The following is a 17,967-nucleotide window of genomic DNA, read 5'->3' on the forward strand; positions in this document are numbered from 1 at the left end:
GCACAGTATTGAGGCATTCTTTTCTCATACGCGTGACAACGAATGTTGGATTCGACGCCTGCCGCGCTGCACACAGGTGGCACGCCGCTGCTCCGGACGGTCGGTTTGACCAAGCGGTACGGCACCTTCCTCGCCAACGATGCCATCGACATCGAGATCTGGCCGCAGCAGATCCACGCTTTGCTCGGCGAGAACGGCGCGGGAAAGTCGACGCTGGTCAAGACCATCTACGGACTGGTTCAGCCGAGCGAGGGCGAGATGCTTTGGCAGGGCGAACGGATGGTGCTGTCCGGCCCGTCGGAAGCCCGCCGCCGTGGCATCGGCATGGTGTTCCAGCACTTCTCGCTGTTCGACAATCTCACCGTGGCCGAGAACGTCGCCCTCGGGCTCGACGGCAAGGAATCCTTCAAGGCCATGTCGGCGCGCCTTGAAGAAGTATCCCGGATTTACGGGCTTCCGCTCGATCCCCGGCGCGAGGTCTGGCAATTGTCGGTCGGCGAGCGGCAACGCATCGAGATCGTTCGCGCGCTAATGCAGAATCCGAAATTCCTGATCCTCGACGAACCGACCGCGGTGCTGACACCGCAGGAGGCCGACCAGCTCTTCGTCGTGCTCGATCGCCTGAAGGCCGAGGGGCGCGCGATCCTCTACATCAGCCACAAGCTCGACGAGGTGAAACGGCTCTGCGACACCGCCACCATCCTGCGCGGCGGCAAGAAGATCTCGACCTGCAATCCCAAGGCGGAGACCGCATCCTCCCTCGCCCGCATGATGGTCGGCGGCGAGATCAAGGAAGTGAAGGCCGCGGCGAACCGCCAAACCACGGTGCCGCGCCTCGTGGTCAACGACCTCAGCCTCGAGCCGGACGATCCGCACGGGGTGCGGCTCCAGCACATCTCCTTTGAGCTCAAGGGTGGTGAAATCTTGGGCATCGCCGGCGTCGCCGGGAACGGTCAGGACGAACTTTTCGCCGCACTTTCGGGCGAGCGGCTGGCCCAGGACCCCGGCACGGTCGTGATCGACGGACATGCCGCGGGACACCTTTCGATCACCAAGCGGCGCAAGCTCGGCGCGGCCTTCGTTCCGGAGGAGCGGCTCGGTCACGGCACCGCGCCGCGCATGCGGCTTTCCGAGAACGCGCTGCTGACCGGTCATGCCGCCAGCGGCATGGTCCATCATGGCTTCGTCAATACGACCGCGACGCTCAATGCGGTCGACAAGGCGACCGCGGCGTTTGACGTCCGCAAGGCCAAGCGCGATCCCGAGGCCGCCAGCCTGTCCGGCGGCAATCTGCAGAAATTCATCGTCGGCCGCGAAATCCTGCGAAACCCGGTCGTGCTCGTCGTCAGCCAGCCGACCTGGGGCGTCGATGCCGGCGCCGCCGCCGTGATCCGGCAGGCGCTGCTCGATCTTGCGGCCGCCGGAGCCGCGGTGCTGGTCACGAGCCAGGATCTCGACGAGCTCGCCGAAATCACCGACCGCATTGCCGTGATGTTCCACGGTCATCTGTCGGCGCCCATGGCCACCGGCGAAGCCAACCGGGAAAAGCTCGGCCTGTTGATGGGCGGGGCCAGCCTGGAACAGAAGGAAGCGGCTCATGCAGTTGGTGCTTGAAAAACGCGCCGAGCGGTCGAACACGATCGCGCTGATTTCGCCGCTGATCGCGATCGGGCTGACGATCGTGACCATGAGCATTCTGTTCGTCATTCTCGGCAAAAACCCGATCGCGGCGCTTGGCGTCTATTTCATCGACCCGCTCACCGACAGCTATTCGCTGCAGGAGATCGCGGTGAAGGCATCGCCTTTGGTGATGATCGCGATCGGCCTGTCGCTGTGCTATCTCGCCAACGCCTGGAACATCGGCGCCGAAGGCCAGTTCCTGGTCGGCGCGGTGGCCGGAAGCTGGCTCGCGGTGAAGACCAACGGCACCGATGCCGGCGTCTGGGTCCTGCCGGCAATGCTGCTGCTGGGCGCCGTGGCCGGCGCGCTCTATGCGCTGATCCCGGCGATCTGCCGGGTCAAGTTCGGCGCCAGCGAAATCCTGACCAGCCTGATGCTGGTCTATGTCGCCGACCTGTTTCTCGATTATCTCGTGCGCGGTCCGTGGCGCGATCCCAAGGGTTTCAACTTTCCGACCACGGCCGAGTTCGATCCGGTCGCGACCGTGCCGGTGCTGATCGACGGCGGCCGCCTCCACCTTGGCGCCGTCATTGCGCTGGTCGTGGTGGCGGCCGGCGCGGTGCTGCTCGGGAGGACCATCAAGGGGTTTGAAATCCGGGTGGTCGGCGCCGCCCCGCGCGCCGCCCGGTTCGGCGGCTTCAACTCCAACCAGTTGATCCTCCTGACCTTCGCGATCTCCGGCGCGCTGGCGGGGCTGGCGGGGATCATCGAGGTCGCGGGTCCCGTCGGTCATCTGCAGCCCGGCATCTCGCCCGGCTACGGCTTCACCGCGATCATCGTCGCCTTCCTCGGGCGGTTGAACCCGGTTGGAATATTAATTGCAGGACTTTTCCTCGCACTCACCTTTATCGGCGGCGAGCAGGCCCAGATCGCAATGAAGATCCCGTTGGACGTCACCAAGGTTTTCCAGGGCATCCTGCTGTTCTACGTGCTCGCCTGCGATTCCCTCATCCTCTACCGGTTCAAGCTCATTTTCGCGTCAGCAAAGGTGGCCTGATGGAGCTCGTCGAAGCCATCATCCTCGCAGTGCTCGCGGCCTCCACGCCGCTGCTGCTCGCTGCGACCGGCGAACTCGTTACCGAACGCGCCGGGGTGCTGAACCTCGGCGTCGAAGGCATGATGATCGTGGGCGCGGCCTGCGGCTTCGGCGGCGCCTGGCTTTCCGGCTCGATCATCGTCGGCGCGCTGTGCGGCATCATCGCCGGCACGCTGCTGTCGCTGATTTTTGCGCTGATGACGCTGGGGCTCGCGGTCAACCAGGTCGCGACCGGCCTGGCGCTGACCATTCTGGGCATCGGATTGTCGGGCCTGATCGGCGCCCGCTTCGTCGGCGAGAAGATCACGCCGGCGCCGCACCTTCATATTCCCGGTCTCACCGATATCCCGCTGGTGGGACGGATCCTGTTCGGCGAGGATGCTTTCATCTACCTGTCGCTGGCGCTGGTCGTCGCGGTCTGGTTCTTCCTTTACAGGACCCGGGCCGGGTTGATCCTGCGGGCCGCCGGCGACAACCACGTCTCGGCGCACGCGCTCGGCTATCCCGTGCTGCGGATACGGATGTACGCGGTGATGTTCGGCGGCGCCTGCGCCGGCCTTGCTGGCGCCTACCTGCCGCTGGCCTATACGCCGTTCTTCATTCCCGGCATGACTGCCGGCCGCGGCTGGATCGCGCTGGCGCTGGTGGTGTTCGCATCCTGGCGCCCGGGGCGGCTCGTGATCGGCGCCTATCTGTTCGGCGCGGTGACGATCCTGCAATTGCACGCACAGGGCTGGGGCGTCGGCGTTCCCTCGCAATTCATGTCGGCGTTACCGTATCTCGCCACCGTCATCGTCCTCGTCCTCATTTCACGCGCGCGCAGCGGCGGCTCGACCGCACCGGCGGCGCTCGGGACGGTGTTCGTGCCCGATCGATAGATATACCCGGAGCGTGCGCGATGGGGCGCGTGCGCATCGGGGCGTGACAGTTCACCCCTTCAGTAACTGGAGAAACCACATGAGAAAGATTTTCATCGCGACGACGGCAGCCGTGATTGCCGTCGGAGCAAGTCTGGCCGGCGCTTCCGCCGCCGACAAACTGAAAGTCGGCTTCATCTATCTCGGTCCGGTCGGCGACCTCGGCTGGACCTATCAGCACGACGTCGCCCGCCAGGCGATGGTGAAGGAGTTCGGCGACAAGGTCGAAACCACCTTCCTCGAAAACGTCAGTGAAGGTCCGGACTCCGAGCGTTCGATCGAACAGCTCGCCCGCGCCGGCAACAAGCTGATCTTCACCACCTCGTTCGGCTACATGGAGCCGACGCTGAAGGTCGCCAAGAAATATCCCAAGATTCATTTCGAGCATGCCACCGGCTACAAGCGCGCCGAAAACGTCTCGACCTATTCCGGCCGATTCTACGAAGGCCGTTACATCCAGGGCATCATCGCCGCCAAGATGTCGAAGACCGGTGTGCTCGGCTACATTGGTTCGTTCCCGATTCCGGAAGTCGTCTCCGGCATCAACGCCACGATGCTGGGCGCGCAGACCATCAATCCCAACATCAAGGTCAAGATCATCTGGGCCAACTCGTGGTTCGATCCGGGCAAGGAAGCCGATGCCGCCAAGGCGCTGCTCGACCAGGGCGCCGATGTGATCATGCAGCACACGGATTCGCCGGCCGCGATGCAGATCGCTTCCGAGCGCGGCAAGCTGGCGTTCGGCCAGGACTCCGAAATGATCAAGTTCGGGCCGAAGTCGCAGCTCACCTCGATCATGGACAATTGGGGCCCCTACTACATCGAGCGCGTCAAGGCCGAGCTCGACGGCACCTGGAAGTCGGAAGATTTCTGGGGCGGCCTGAAGACCAAGATCGTGATGATGGCGCCCTACACCAATATGCCCGACGACGTGAAGAAGCTCGCCATGGACACCGAAGCCGCCATCACCGACGGCAAGCTGCAGCCGTTCAAGTGCCCGGTCATCGGACAGGACGGCAAGGAAGTCGAATGCAAGGGCGGCACCCATCTCGACGATGGCCAGGTGCTCGGCATGAACTTCTACGTCAAGGGCATCGACGACAAGATCCCCGGCAAATAGGGCTGAGGGGGACCAGCGCGACGACCAAGGTCCGGGCGGAAACGCCCGGACTTTTTTCATGCTGGACCGCTTCTTACCTTCTCCCCTTGTGGGAGAAGGTGGCATCGGCGGCCAAGGCCGCCGTTCTCGATAACGCCGATGCTTTGCATCGGCTATGGGCGCGAAGCGACAGCGAGACGGATGAGGGGTTGTCTCCGCGGATAGAGACCCCTCATCCGCCTTCGCGTTCCGCGATGGCACCTTCTCCCATCCCAACTCGGGTATACCCGAGTTGGGCATCCTAAGATGTCGAAGTCGGATAGATCCGACTTCGATGGGAGAAGGTAAGAATCCAAGCGGCCTCACATGACGACCTCATCCTGAGGAGCGCGAAGCGCGTCTCGAAGGATGGGCCACGGGCCTCATGGGTTCGAGACGCGCGCGAGTGCGCGCTCCTCACCATGAGGATCACCCCGCATGCATCGCGCGGCCGGCGGGCGCTTTGGTGGTCTGCCAGGCCAAAATTGATCGACAGGGTCATTCATTGCCTTCGGCCCGAACCGGCGGCTTCTGCGCGCCCTGCACGCTCTTGCTAAGCGACAACAGCGCATACTTCAGCTCGTCGGAGACGGAGGGGATGCCCCTAATGTCTTCGAAGGCTTCGGAGACGCGCTCATTCGCCGATTTCGCGAACGGTTCGAAGCCCACATCGATGCGCGTTCCTGCTCCAAGAACGGTGGCAGCGGCAATCGATCCCAGCAGGAGGATTGCGGTCCAGATGCCGCTTTTTGGGTTGTTATTGTCCGGCTGAAGGATGGGCGGTAGCTGCAAGTGATCGTTGGCCATGGTTGTTTACCTCCTGTCGTCGCGAACAACGTCCGGCCGGCGAGTTCGGTGACGAACAACAGTCTTTCTCGTCGCGGCCTGCCAACCCAGCCGGTCTCTGCGTAGTGTGTTGTCTGACGGCATATCGGGCGACTGCTATTAAGGGGTAAACCCAACAGACTGCCTTATCTTTCTTGCCCCGCCATCACGGGTGCGCATTCGCGTCATCCGAACAAGCCGCCGGTCGCCCGCTCGCCCGGATACAAGCTCGATACAACTACGGCTCAAACTAGCTGCCCGCCCATATCCCGCGGCCAGCATGCTCGGCATTGCGCTGGGCTGCATCATATCTGCCCTTCGAATATTGCGGCCAGTCTGCTCCTTGAGCCGAGGGCCTTTTAGGCGAACAGCTCAGCGCCGGACAGCGACATCCAAGAACTCCTGCACAGAACGCGGCACCTCGTCGTATTCAGCAAAGCGTCGGCGCAGCTCGTCGGCAATATCGATCGTGACGTCGCGCGACCAGCCCTCGGCGGTGTTGAAGGCGACAATGCGGACCGGGTGACTATACTGGTCTTCCATGAGACGGCGGATCAGCGTCGTCCGGTCAGTACCTTGCTCATCTGCTTCGCACCAAGCGCGCCCGAGCCTGCCAAAATCGTTTAGCACCACATAGGTGTCGCAGTCGGCGCCATGCGGCACAATGGAGGGGGAGCGGCGCATCACCTTTGGCTCCAACAAGTCCCGCACAAAGCGACCCCGCTACGCGGGGCGTTGGCAGGGTCGCCTGCTCTACCGGGCCCGGGGCTGGGCAGCGTGAGCCCGGTAGGCCGAAACACTTTATCCGAGGAAACCTGATGGAATGACTGCTAAAAAGGGGCACCCCTTTAGTTCCATCCACCATTCGGACGCGCGCGAGCGGGGACGAACGGTTCCAGCTCCGGCGCTGAGCGGTTGGGCTAGGCGCCTTGATGGGCGGAGACCCATTATTTTTTGGAGGCGGGTGGATAAGCATCAACTATGGCTGCCACCCGATCTTCCTTCTCGCCCCCGCGCCCGACAATCTTGAGCATGTCGTCCCGCAACGGCCGCTGTAGCGCCTTCGCCTCATCCCACGGCGCGCGCATCCAGACACGTCCAACATGTCTAGGGCTCCCAACAGGATTTGGGTCTTCCCTGTAAACTGTTTATGGCACCCTTAGTTCGACACCCGTATGGCGTAAAATTTGCCGAATGAGTTGACAGGTGATCAAATCCGCGCTGGACGCGGCTCACAAACAAAGCCGATTGGCAGACGCCGAAGAGCGCGGCGATGGCAGCCTGGCTGGTGTAGTGCTGTAGAGGTTGCACATCACTGGAACTCGTGCCGCGGGATGATCCAGCCAATTGCCCGGAAGGGGACTGTCGAAACCCGCAGCTTGTCTTTGAAGCCGCTCCGATCAAGCAGATCAAACATCCTCAAAACCGACGCATGAGCCAACGCCCGCGCCAAACCCCAATTGGACACTATAGGGACGCCGATCACTTAAGATATTAGTTACGTTACAGATATTCTGGGTGTCATCCTCCCACAAGGGAAGAAGGGAAGAATCCAAGCGCCCCACATGACGACCTCATCCTGAGGAGCGCGAAGCGCGTCTCGAAGGATGGGTCACGGGCCTCATGGTTCGCCCGGCGATGCAAAGCATCGTCCGGAGACGCGCGCAAATGCGCGCTCCTCACCATGAGGATCACCCCGCATGCATCGCGCGGGCGGCGGCGCTGTGGCGGCGGATCAGGTCCTGGACATCGAGGCCGGGGATCGCGCCATCCGTCACCGCCCAGTTGCCGCCGACCATGACGCGGTCGGCGCGGTGTGCGCCGCAGAGCACCAGTGCCGCCAAGGGATCGCCGTGGCCGGAGAAGCGCAATTCATCGAGCTTGAACAGCGCGAGATCGGCGGCTTTTCCCACCGCGATTTCACCGAGTTCGGGACGGCCGACGCAGGCGGCGGAGCCCTTGGTGGCCCAACGCAGCGCGTCCTTGTGGCTGACGCGGCCGACGCCGTAGCGGGCGCGCTGCAGCAGGAACGCGGCGCGCACCTCCTGCATCAAATTGGACTCGTCGTTGGAGGCCGAACCGTCGACGCCGAGGCCGATCGAAACCCCGGCCTCCTCCATCTCGCAGACCGGGCAGCAGCCCGACGCCAAAATCTGATTGCTGCAAGCGCAATGGCTGATCGACGTCTTCGCCCGCCCCAGCCGCTTCATTTCGTCCGGCTTGAAGAAGATGCCGTGCGCCAGCCATGTCCTGGCGTTGAGCCAGCCGCATTGTTCGAGGTAGTCCAGCGGCCGGCAGCCGTACATCTGCTCGCAGAATTTGTTCTCGTCCTCGGTCTCCGCCAGATGGGTATGCAGGCGGACGTCGAGCTTGTCGGCAAGTGCTGCGGTGGCGCTCATCAGCGATGTCGTCACCGAAAACGGCGAGCACGGCGCCAGTGCGATCTGCACCATCGCGTCCTCGCCGCGCTGATGATGTTTGGCGACCACGCGCTCGCAGTCGGCCAGAATCGTGTCCTCGTCCTGCACCACGCTGTCGGGCGGCAGGCCGCCGTCCTTCTGCGACAGGTTCATCGAGCCGCGCGTCAGCAGCACCCTTAAGCCGAGGCGCTTGGCGGCGGCGACTTCGATATCGACGGCGTCTTCAAGGCCGCCGGGAAACACGTAGTGATGATCGGTCGTGGTGGTGCAGCCCGACAGCAGCAGTTCCGACATCGCCACGGTGACGCCGAGGTGGAGCGACTCCGGGGTCAGCCGCGCCCACACCGGATAGAGCGCCTGCAACCACGGGAACAGTTCACGGTCCATCGCCGCCGGCAGCGCCCGGGTCAGGGTCTGGTAGAAATGATGGTGGGTGTTGATCAGCCCGGGCAGCACGACATGGGCGCCGGCATCATAGACCGCGGTATGGGCGGTCACAGGCTCGCGGCCTTTGCCGACCAGCTCGACGATCTTGCCGCCGCGGACCACGACGCCGCGTTCGGCGCCGTCGGCCAGAATGGAAAGGGGATCCTTGATCCAGATCGCCTGCGTTTGGTCCATGATCCCCACCGTCTTCCCTGGAAAGCGCCATAACGGGCGCCCGTGCGCTACAATGCAAAGACCATCCCAACGGGATTGGCAATTGGCGCTGGTCTTGCAAGACTTCACAAGCAGAGAGGCATCCTGTTGAAAGCACTAGCCTATCCATGGACCTGAACACGATAGAAGCGGTGGCGCATCCCACAGCGCGGGAACAATTGCCCGTTTGGACGGCAGGCGATGCGTGGCTTGCGGGCGGGACCTGGCTGTTCTCCGAACCACAGGCCCATCTGCGCCGGCTGATCGACCTCACCGACCTGCAATGGCCGGCGCTGACGATCAGTGAGGCCGGGCTGTCGATCGCGGCGACCTGCACGGTGGCGCAGCTCGACGCGCTGGCCTGCCCGCCGGACTGGATCGCCTCCCCCCTGATCAACCAGTGCTGCCGGGCGTTTCTCGCCTCCTTCAAGATCTGGAAGACCGCGACCGTCGGCGGCAACATCTGCATGTCGCTGCCGGCGGGGCCGATGATCTCGCTGACCTCGGCGCTCGATGGCATGGCCACCATCTGGCACGCCGATGGCGGCGAACGAAAGATCGCGGTCGCTGATTTCGTCACCGGCGACAACCGCAATGTGCTCGCGCAAGGCGACCTGTTGCGGCAGATCGATATCCCGCTCGCGGCGCTGAAGCGGCGCTCGGCGTTTCGGCAGATTTCGTTGACGCCGGTCGGCCGCTCGGCGGCGCTCCTGATCGGCAGCCTGACCGGCGAAGGCGCGCTGGCGCTGACGGTGACGGCATCGACCAAACGGCCGGTGCAACTGTCCTTTGCCGGAATTCCGACGGCGAGGGAGCTGCGTGAAACGATCCTGCAGCGCATTCCCGACGAGCTCTATCACACCGATGTCCATGGCAAACCGGCGTGGCGCAAGCACATGACATTGCGGCTCGGTGAAGAGATCCGCAGCGAGTTGCAGGCGCTGCTATGAATTTCCTGATCAACGGCAAGACATTCTCGCAAGCCCCCCGGGCCGGGCAATGCCTTCGGACGTTTCTGCGCCAGCTCGGCCATTTCGGCGTCAAGAAAGGCTGCGACGCCGGCGACTGCGGCGCCTGCACGGTGCTGATCGACGGCGAGCCGGTGCATAGCTGCCTGATCCCGGCGTTTCGCGCCGACGGCCACATGGTGACGACCATCGAAGGTTTTGCGCCCGACGGCGGCACCCATCCGATGCAGCAGGCATTTCTCGATGCGCAGGGATTTCAGTGCGGGTTCTGCACCGCCGGCATGATCCTGACCTGCGCCTCGTTGAACCAGGCGCAGCGCCAGGACCTCGGCACGTCGCTGAAGGGAAACATCTGCCGCTGTACCGGATACCGCGGGATAGAGGATGCGCTCAACGGCAAGACCAATGTCGAGGACGCCGCGGCTGGCACCGCGTTCGGCCGCAGCCTGCCCGCGCCCGCCGGGCCGAATCTGGTGCGCGGTGCGGAACGCTATACCTTCGACGTCGCCTCGGAAGGCCTGCTGCACGTCAAGATGCTGCGCTCACCGCACCCGCACGCCAGGATCATTTCGATCGACAAGCGCGACGCGCTCGGCGTGGCCAGCGTGCATAGCGTGCTGACCTACGAAGACGCGCCGGACCGGCTGTTCTCGACGGCGCGACACGAAAGGGACTGGATGGATCCCGACGACACCAAGGTGCTCGACAACGTCGTCCGCTTCATTGGGCAGAAGGTTGCGGCCGTGGTCGCCGAGACCGAGGCCGCCGCCGAAGAAGGCTGCCGCCGGCTCAAGGTCGAGTATGAAATCCTGCCCGCCGTGGTCGATCCCGTGCAGGCGATCGCGCCGGGCGCGCCCGTCATCCATGGCGACAAGACGCCGGCGCATCGCGTCAGCAACGCCGCTCGCAACATCGTCGCCGAAACCCACGGCGAATTCGGCGACGTCGCCGCAGCGTTGGCACAGTCCGCCGTGACCTATCAAGGCACGTTTACGACCCAGCGGGTGCAGCACGCAGCGCTGGAGACCCATGGCGGCATCGCCTGGGTCGATGCCGATGGCGCGCTGACGGTTCGCTCCTCGACGCAGGTTCCGTTTTTGACCCGGCGAGCATTGGCCGACCTGTTCAATCTGAAGCCCGAAAACGTGCGGGTGTTCTGCAAACGAGTCGGCGGCGGTTTCGGCGGCAAGCAGGAAATGTTCGTCGAGGACATTCTGGCGCTGGCCGCGCTCAGGACAAGACGGCCGGTGAAATTCGAGTTGACCCGCGAGGAGCAATTCATCGCGACCTCAACGCGGCATCCGATGCGCGTCACGGTGAAGGCCGGCGCCGACAGCGACGGCAAACTGACGGCGTTGCAACTCGACGTGCTCTCCAACACCGGGGCTTACGGCAATCACGCCGGCCCAGTGCTGTTTCATTCCGTCAGCGAAAGCCTCGGCGTCTACAATTGCCCGAACAAGAAGGTCGATGCGGCAGCCGTCTATACCAACACCGTGCCATCAGGCGCGTTTCGCGGCTACGGCCTGCCGCAGACGCTGCTGGCGGTGGAAGCCGCGATCGACGAACTGGCAAAGCAACTCGGGATCAGCCCGTTCGAGATGCGCCGCCGCAATGTCGTCAAGCCCGGCGATCCCATGCTGTCGCCGCCGAGATCCGAATATCACGACGTGTTCTACGGCTCCTACGGCCTCGATCAGTGCCTCGACCTGGTCGAGCGGGCGATGGCGGCCGACGCCGCCAAACCAGACCTTTCCGAGGACTGGCTGACCGGCGACGGTATCGCGCTGACCATGATCGATACCGTGCCGCCGGCCGGACATTTGGCCGACTGCAGTATTTCGCTGCGCGAGGATGGCGGCTTCGAACTCACGGTCGGCACCGCCGAGTTTGGCAACGGCACCACCACGGTGCATCGGCAGATCGCAGCGTCCGCATTGGCAACCACGGTCGACCGGATCACGCTGAAGCAGTCCGATACCGCGCATGGCGGCCACGACACCGGTGCCTATGGCAGCGCCGGGATCTTCGTCGCCGGACGCGCCACGCAGGCCGCGGCAGAGGCGCTGGCCGCCGAGATGAAAGTGTTCGCCGCATCCCTGACCGGCGAAACTCCGGATGCCTGCGCACTCGACAATCATGCAACCGTGTGCGCCGGACGCCGCACGCCCTACGCTTTGCTCGCCGCCTCGGCGAAGGCGCTCGGCAAGTCGCTTGTCGCCAGCGGCACGTCGGCGGGCTCGCCGCGGTCGGTCGCCTTCAACGTCCAGGGCTTTCGTGTCGCCGTCAACAAGTTCACCGGCGAGATCAGGATATTGAAAAGCGTGCATGCGGCGGACGCCGGCCGGGTCGCCAATCCCTTGCAGTGCCGCGGCCAGGTCGAGGGCGGCGTCGCGCAAGCGCTCGGGGCAGCGCTGTATGAGGAAATGGTGATCGACGAGACGGGCCGCGTCATCAATCCCCGATTCCGCGACTACCACCTGCCGCAATTTGCCGACATCCCGCGCACCGAAGTGTTCTTCGCCGACACGTCCGATACGATCGGACCGATGGGCGCGAAATCGATGAGCGAAAGCCCGTATAACCCGGTCGCCGCCGCCATCGGCAATGCCATTGCCAACGCCACCGGCATCCGCTTTACGTCGACACCGTTCAAGCCGGACAGGCTGTTTCCGGCGCTGCACGAGAAATTCGGGAAATAATTATCGCGCTATTGCCGGTTGGCCCAATCCAGGATGGCGGACGCTTCGGCCGGCACCTTGGCCTGCCATGCCGCGATCGGACCGCTTCCGGCTTTCTTCAGGGCGGCGATAATGGCTGTCGGCGGCGGCTCGTCGATACTGACCCCATTGGCGCGCATCCGCGCGTAGTTCTCGGCCGTGCGATTGGCGAGCAGTTCGATCTGGCTTTTTTCGGTTTCCGCGGCAGCGGCATCGACCGCGGCCTGCAGGTCACCGGACAGCGCGTCGAAGGCGTCCTTGCGTACGAACGCGATCGAGATCGGGATCGCGTAGTTGATCGGCGTGAAATGATGCAGGTCGTCCCAAAGCTTTCGGCCCGCGCCGCCGTCACCGGAAGTCAGGATCGCGTTCAAGGCGTGATTTTTCACCTTGACGATCGCCTCGTTGAACGGAAGAAATTCCGCCGCAGCGCCCGCAGCACGCAAGACGTCGGCCGAGCTGTTGTCATAGGCTCTCACCGCTAAGGTATGTAGGTCTTCCTCGCCTTTGAGCGGTTGATCCGACCATATGCCCGTCGCAGGCCAGATCGTGATGTAGAGCAGCTTCATGCCGCGCGCCGCCAGCGCGCGTTCATACAGCGGTCGTGCTTTGACATTCATCGCCTTGGCGGTCTCGACCGACTGGACCACGAAGGGAAGCGCCGACAGACCGAATATTTGGTCGGACGATTCCAGCGGCGCCGCAAACGCGTCGCCGCCGTCAATACGGTGGTCCTGGGCCGCCTGGGGCATCTCGCGAGAAGTGATTTTCAGTTCGTTGTCGAAAGCGGTCACGACCGTCAGCGCGCCCAGCGTTTTCGACGACAGCAGTTTTCCGAACGTCACCAACCCGATGCCGGAGATGTTGCTCTCCGGATATTCGGTCGTCATCTTCCACTGGACTTGCGCAAAAGCCGTCGCGGGGACCGCCACCAAAATCAGCGCAATCGCGCAGGCTACGGCGCGGACCCGTCGGCTTACAACTAACTGATGCATGCTACCCTCTGGCTTGCTTGGCGGCGTAGGTCGGCTCCAGCCGCGAACGCAGGAATTCGGCGCCGGTGATCGGCGGATATTTCGCCGGACGGTCGGCGCTGACGCAGGTCGGCAGACACGCAACCACGGCATCGGGATTGGGATCGAGAAAGAACGCCACCGAATAGCGATCCTTGCCGGGGTTGACCACCTTGTGCGGTGTCGAAACATAGACGTCGTTCGACCACCGCATCAGGCAGTCGCCGATATTGCAGACGAAGGTATCTGGAATCACGGGCGCGTCGAGCCAGCGACCGGAGCGGTCCTGCACCATCAGGCCGCCGACCTCGTCGGTCGCCAGCAACGTGACGTTGCCGTAGTCGGTGTGAACGCCGGCACCGAGTTGCCCCTCGGACAACGGCACGGCGCTCTGCGGGTAATGCAGCAGGCGCAGCGTGGCGTTCGGCCGGTCGAGCCTGGTTTCGAAATAGTCGGGCTCAAGCCCGAGGTCGAGCGCAAACCCGCGATGCAGGTCGCGCCCGAGCCGCCACACCCGGTTGAAGTAATCGAGCATGGTGTCGCGAAAGCCCGGCATGTGCGGCCACAGATTGGCCGCCCGGAACGGCGCGCGCGCCAGCATCTCGGGATCGTCAGGAGGCAGTTCGAGACCGATGTTGAAGGCCTCCTTGACGTCAGCCGGCTTGCCGGGATCGAGCGTTTCGCCGCCGACCCGGATGTAACCGCGATTGCCGCCGGGACCGCTGAAGGAAACCGCCTCCCGGATCGACGCCGGTCCCGCAAAGAAAGCGGCGGAGGTTTCGAAAACGCGCTTCATCAAGGCCGACGGCACGCCATGGTTGGCAATATAAAAGAACCCGACATCCCGGCACGCGTTACCGAGGTCCCTGGCGACGGCGCGAGCTTGCGCCGGCGAACCGTCCACCAGGGGCGCAATGTCGATCACCGGAATGGCACTCATATCGATCTCCCGGAGAGGTCATCGGGCCAACAAACAGGAATCGTTAACCCAGACGCCCCAGAATCGGAGCCACCAGTCTGTTCGCATTCCCGACGGAACTCCAAATCTGGCGGGGCATTGTCCCCAACCAGCGCGTCTAAGCCGCGCACCTCTGTAAGGCAATTTCCCATGCGACGCACGATCGAACACCTCTTTGAACTTGCGTCGCTGGCGATCACGGGCTGCCTGCGCTTCATCTGGGAATGAAACCACCACGGCGGCAGGAAGACCTGCCAAGGTGGCACGAGGGCCTGCTCTAGACTAGCCGCGCCCCACCGTGCACTCGATCTGGCCGTGCGGCTCGTCGGTCGGCAGGAACACATCGTTGTTGTTGTCCTGCCCGAACGCCGACAGGTTCATCAGGATGAAATGCATGTTCGGGCAGGCCATGCTGACCTCGGAAATTTCCGGCACCGCCGCAAGCGCCGCCTCGCCCATCCGGTACAGGCTGTCCTGCACGCTCATGCTGTAGGTCATCGCAAACACTTCCAGCAAGGTATCGAGAACCCTGTTGTTGGTCGCCGGGTAGCTTGCAGGTTTGCCCGACCACTTCCACGACGCCACCATCGAGGTCGCACACATCCGGTCGGCGGTCGGCGGGATCGTCGTGTACTTGTCCTTGACGTAATTCTCCCAGCCGGACTGGGTCGACTTCATGAAGGCAAAGCCGTCGATGCCGGACGACATGACAGCAGTGCCGCCGCGGATTTGCGAGATTTCCACCGTGGGCTTGCCGTTGCTGTCGAGCACGAAACTGTGCGGATGCGGCTTGCCGCCGACACTGAGCCGGCTCCATTTGGTCTCGTGCGCGGTGATGGCGACCGAGGAAATCTGCGGATAGGTGTCGAGATATTTCTTCGCCAGCACCTGGCAGAATTCCTCGGTGCTGAGCCCGGTATTTTCGCGGGCGACGACGTTGACGACGTTCTTGATCGTGTCGGTCGAGACCGAAGTGGAATTGTCGGCATGGGTATAGGCGCGGGCGAAGTCACCCTCCATCATCGCCTTGATGTTGAGCTGGCTGACCTCGTGCCGGTCGCCGTCGCGATGGATGCGCATCACGCGGACGCGACCTTTCCCGTATCTGTTCTTGATCAGCGGCACGTGGGAGCCTCCAGTTCAGCCGGTAAATTAACGGGATATTGGTCGCCCGATATGGTCCAATAATGAGCAACGTTCGTGCCATCGAGCAAGGGCCCCGGATCAGGTTCTGGCACGGGCCTTGTATCGGTCTGACCGGGCCGTGGGCCCGTGCCTTTAAGGGGCAAGCTTTTGGGGGGCCAGTCCATGACCACGACGATCGAAGTTCATCCCGTCGACCAGATCCTGCCGACCCCACGCCTGCTCGCGCTGGGCTTGCAGCACGTGCTGGTCATGTATGCCGGCGCCGTCGCGGTACCCCTGATCATCGGCCGGGCGCTGAAACTGCCGCCGGAGGACGTCGCGTTCCTGATCAGCGCGGACCTGTTCGCCTGCGGGCTGGCGACGCTGGTCCAGTGCATCGGCTTTCCCGGGGTCGGCATTCGTCTGCCGGTGATGATGGGCGTCACCTTTGCGTCCGTCGGCCCGATGCTGTCGATGGCGGCGGCGCCCGATATCGGCCTGCTCGGCATCTACGGCTCGGTCATCGCTGCCGGAATCTTCGGCATCCTTGCCGCGCCTTTCATCAGCCGGCTGCTGCCGTTGTTTCCCCCGGTCGTGACCGGAACCATCATCATGGTGATCGGCATCTCGCTGATGCGGGTCGGGATCAACTGGGCGGGTGGCGGCCTGCCGACGCTGACCAAGGTGGTGGATGGCGTCCCCGGCGCGTTTCCCAATCCCGGCTATGGCCAATTGCAGGGGCTCGGCATCGCGCTGTTCGTACTGCTGGTGATCCTCGGCCTGATCAAATGGGGCTCCGGCTTCATCGCCAATGTCGCCGTGCTGCTCGGCATCATCGCCGGCGCCATTCTCGCGGCCGCGCTCGGCGTCATGCATTTCGAAAAGGTCGCAGCCGCGTCATGGGGCGCAGTGGTGATCCCGTTCCATTTCGGCATGCCGCAATTCCATCTGGTGCCTGTTGTCACCATGTGCATCGTGATGATCGTGGTCATGATCGAATCGCTCGGAATGTTTCTGGCGCTCGGTGAAATCACCGGCAAGACCGTCGATCGCGACGCGCTGACCCGTGGCCTGCGCGCCGACGGCGTCGGGACGCTGCTCGGCGGTCTTTTCAATACATTCCCCTACACGTCGTTCTCGCAGAACGTCGGCCTGGTCAGCGTCACCGGCGTGCGCTCGCGCTGGGTGACGATCGCAGGCGGCTGCATCATGCTGCTGCTAGGCTTGCTGCCGAAGATGGCGGCGCTGGTCGAAGCCGTACCGCTGGTGGTGCTTGGCGGCGCGGGCCTCGTGATGTTCGGCATGGTGGCCGCGACCGGCGCACGCATCCTCACCGCGGTCGATTTCAGGAACAACCGCTTCAACCTGTTCGTGGTCGCGATCTCGGTCGGCTTCGGCCTGATTCCGCTCGCGGCACCGAACTTCTTCAAGAACCTGCCGCACGACCTGCAGCCACTGCTGGAAAGTGGCATCCTGCTCTGCGCACTGGTCGCCGTGATCCTGAACGCCTTCTTCAACGGCGTCAGCAGCAAGGCCGGGGCGGAAGCCGACGCCGCCGCGGCCGCGTCATCGGCGCAGCATGTGTGATTTCCAATTGTGCATCTCACGCCGTCATGGCCGGGCTTGACGAAGAGAGAACCTCAACTCCCCCGATAGGTCCCGTAGCTCCAGGGCGTGACCAGGAGCGGCACGTGCAGATGGCCCTCGGGATCGCTGACCGAAAAGCGCACGGGAATCTGGTCCAGGAACGGCGGCTCCGACATCGGCACGTCGCGGCCGGCAAAATATTCGCCGACACTGAACATCAGCTCATAGCGTCCGATCGGCACCGGCCGGCCGCCGATCAGGGGCTGGTCAGTGCGGCCGTCGCTGTTGGTTACCGCGCGGGCGATCACGCGGGGCTCACCCAAGTCAGACAGTTCGGTCAGCACCAGCGAAATTCCTGCCGCGGGCTTGCCGCTATGGGTGTCCAGCACATGGGTCGACAGCCGCCCGTGCACCGGAAGCTTGTCATCGGATAGCACGAGCTGATCAAGCCGCAGCGCCGCGATACGGCAAATTTCATTGATCGAGGTCTGGGTCTCCGTCGCTACGTCGTTCGGCAGCCGGCGCTCGAAATCGCGCAGCACGGAATCCTTGGTGTGGCGGCGAACGCAGACAATGTAGGGGAAACCGAATTTGGCGCGATAGGCGTTGTTGACGCGCTCGAACGCCTCGTATTCGGCATCCGACAGCCGGTCGAGACCAAGGCTGTTTTGTTCAGAGGTAGATTCGGCAGTCAGGCCCGCGGCACGCTGGGTCTTGTTGGCGAGATCGGGATGCGCCTTGATCAGCGCCATCTGCTGTTCGGCCGGCGCGCGATCGACCGCATCCCTCATCGCTGATAGCAGCGCCTTTACGCCGGAATAGGGCCGCACCGCGGCGGCCTGTTCGGCAATCCAGGGCGAGTATTCGAAGATATTGGCAAGAGCCGCGACGAAATCATCCTTGCTGCAGGCATTGAGTTCAGAAAGGTTCTTTTGCATGAC

The 17,967-nt window shown here is 63.6% G+C and carries 14 protein-coding genes; 7 read left to right on the forward strand and 7 right to left on the reverse strand.

Going from position 1 to position 17,967, the window contains the following annotated elements:
- Positions 1-42: 42 nt before the first annotated feature.
- The 4 genes from FFI89_RS24650 (at position 43) to FFI89_RS24665 (ending at position 4,753) form a co-directional block, all read left to right on the forward strand.
- Complete coding sequence (locus tag FFI89_RS24650; protein ID WP_138830182.1) at positions 43-1,614, forward strand: ABC transporter ATP-binding protein; 1,572 nt, start codon at positions 43-45, stop codon at positions 1,612-1,614.
- The gene (locus tag FFI89_RS24655; protein WP_138830183.1) at positions 1,598-2,677 is read left to right on the forward strand and encodes an ABC transporter permease; all 1,080 of its coding nucleotides are present in this window, start codon (positions 1,598-1,600) and stop codon (positions 2,675-2,677) included. The genes FFI89_RS24650 and FFI89_RS24655 overlap by 17 nt, the downstream gene beginning before the upstream one ends.
- Positions 2,677-3,594: an ABC transporter permease gene (locus FFI89_RS24660; RefSeq protein ID WP_138830184.1), complete on the forward strand. Its 918-nt coding sequence runs from the start codon at positions 2,677-2,679 to the stop codon at positions 3,592-3,594. The genes FFI89_RS24655 and FFI89_RS24660 overlap by 1 nt, the downstream gene beginning before the upstream one ends.
- 79 nt (positions 3,595-3,673) lie before the next feature.
- On the forward strand, positions 3,674-4,753 hold the full coding sequence (locus FFI89_RS24665; protein WP_138830185.1) for a BMP family ABC transporter substrate-binding protein: 1,080 nt from the start codon (positions 3,674-3,676) through the stop codon (positions 4,751-4,753).
- A 516-nt stretch (positions 4,754-5,269) separates the two neighbouring features.
- On the opposite strand, the gene FFI89_RS24670 is transcribed toward FFI89_RS24665, so the two are convergent.
- From FFI89_RS24670 to FFI89_RS24685, 3 genes are all read right to left on the reverse strand, one after another.
- Positions 5,270-5,578 (reverse strand): hypothetical protein, encoded by a 309-nt coding sequence (locus FFI89_RS24670; protein WP_138830186.1) that lies wholly within the window; start codon positions 5,576-5,578, stop codon positions 5,270-5,272.
- A 390-nt stretch (positions 5,579-5,968) separates the two neighbouring features.
- Positions 5,969-6,280 carry a hypothetical protein gene (locus tag FFI89_RS24680; RefSeq protein WP_138830187.1) on the reverse strand — a complete coding sequence of 104 codons (312 nt, stop codon included), beginning with the start codon at positions 6,278-6,280 and terminating at the stop codon, positions 5,969-5,971.
- 1,007 nt (positions 6,281-7,287) lie between these two features.
- Positions 7,288-8,637 carry an 8-oxoguanine deaminase gene (locus FFI89_RS24685; RefSeq protein ID WP_138830188.1) on the reverse strand — a complete coding sequence of 450 codons (1,350 nt, stop codon included), beginning with the start codon at positions 8,635-8,637 and terminating at the stop codon, positions 7,288-7,290.
- Between the two features lie 146 nt (positions 8,638-8,783).
- Here FFI89_RS24685 and FFI89_RS24690 point away from each other — a divergent pair, with 146 nt between their 5' ends.
- Together FFI89_RS24690 and FFI89_RS24695 are read left to right on the forward strand one after the other, a co-directional pair.
- Complete coding sequence (locus FFI89_RS24690) at positions 8,784-9,605, forward strand: FAD binding domain-containing protein (protein WP_138830189.1); 822 nt, start codon at positions 8,784-8,786, stop codon at positions 9,603-9,605.
- Entirely contained in the window at positions 9,602-12,325 is a 2,724-nt protein-coding gene (locus FFI89_RS24695) for a molybdopterin cofactor-binding domain-containing protein (RefSeq protein WP_138830190.1), read from the forward strand. The genes FFI89_RS24690 and FFI89_RS24695 overlap by 4 nt, the downstream gene beginning before the upstream one ends.
- Before the next feature lie 8 nt (positions 12,326-12,333).
- Here FFI89_RS24695 and FFI89_RS24700 read toward each other — a convergent pair whose 3' ends face one another.
- From FFI89_RS24700 to pucL, 3 genes are all read right to left on the reverse strand, one after another.
- Complete coding sequence (locus tag FFI89_RS24700) at positions 12,334-13,338, reverse strand: TRAP transporter substrate-binding protein (RefSeq protein ID WP_138830191.1); 1,005 nt, start codon at positions 13,336-13,338, stop codon at positions 12,334-12,336.
- Position 13,339: 1 nt separating this feature from the next.
- Positions 13,340-14,296 carry an isopenicillin N synthase family oxygenase gene (locus tag FFI89_RS24705; protein WP_138830192.1) on the reverse strand — a complete coding sequence of 319 codons (957 nt, stop codon included), beginning with the start codon at positions 14,294-14,296 and terminating at the stop codon, positions 13,340-13,342.
- A 300-nt stretch (positions 14,297-14,596) separates the two neighbouring features.
- Complete coding sequence (pucL, locus tag FFI89_RS24710; RefSeq protein ID WP_138830193.1) at positions 14,597-15,439, reverse strand: factor-independent urate hydroxylase; 843 nt, start codon at positions 15,437-15,439, stop codon at positions 14,597-14,599.
- Positions 15,440-15,622: 183 nt separating this feature from the next.
- On the opposite strand from pucL, the gene FFI89_RS24715 reads away from it, so the two are divergent.
- On the forward strand, positions 15,623-17,026 hold the full coding sequence (locus tag FFI89_RS24715; protein ID WP_138830194.1) for a nucleobase:cation symporter-2 family protein: 1,404 nt from the start codon (positions 15,623-15,625) through the stop codon (positions 17,024-17,026).
- A 53-nt stretch (positions 17,027-17,079) separates the two neighbouring features.
- Here FFI89_RS24715 and uraD read toward each other — a convergent pair whose 3' ends face one another.
- Positions 17,080-17,964: a 2-oxo-4-hydroxy-4-carboxy-5-ureidoimidazoline decarboxylase gene (uraD, locus tag FFI89_RS24720; protein ID WP_138830195.1), complete on the reverse strand. Its 885-nt coding sequence runs from the start codon at positions 17,962-17,964 to the stop codon at positions 17,080-17,082.
- Positions 17,965-17,967: the final 3 nt, after the last annotated feature.

Origin of the sequence: Bradyrhizobium sp. KBS0727, assembly GCF_005937885.2 — a bacterium.
In the GTDB taxonomy this organism is placed as follows: domain Bacteria; phylum Pseudomonadota; class Alphaproteobacteria; order Rhizobiales; family Xanthobacteraceae; genus Bradyrhizobium.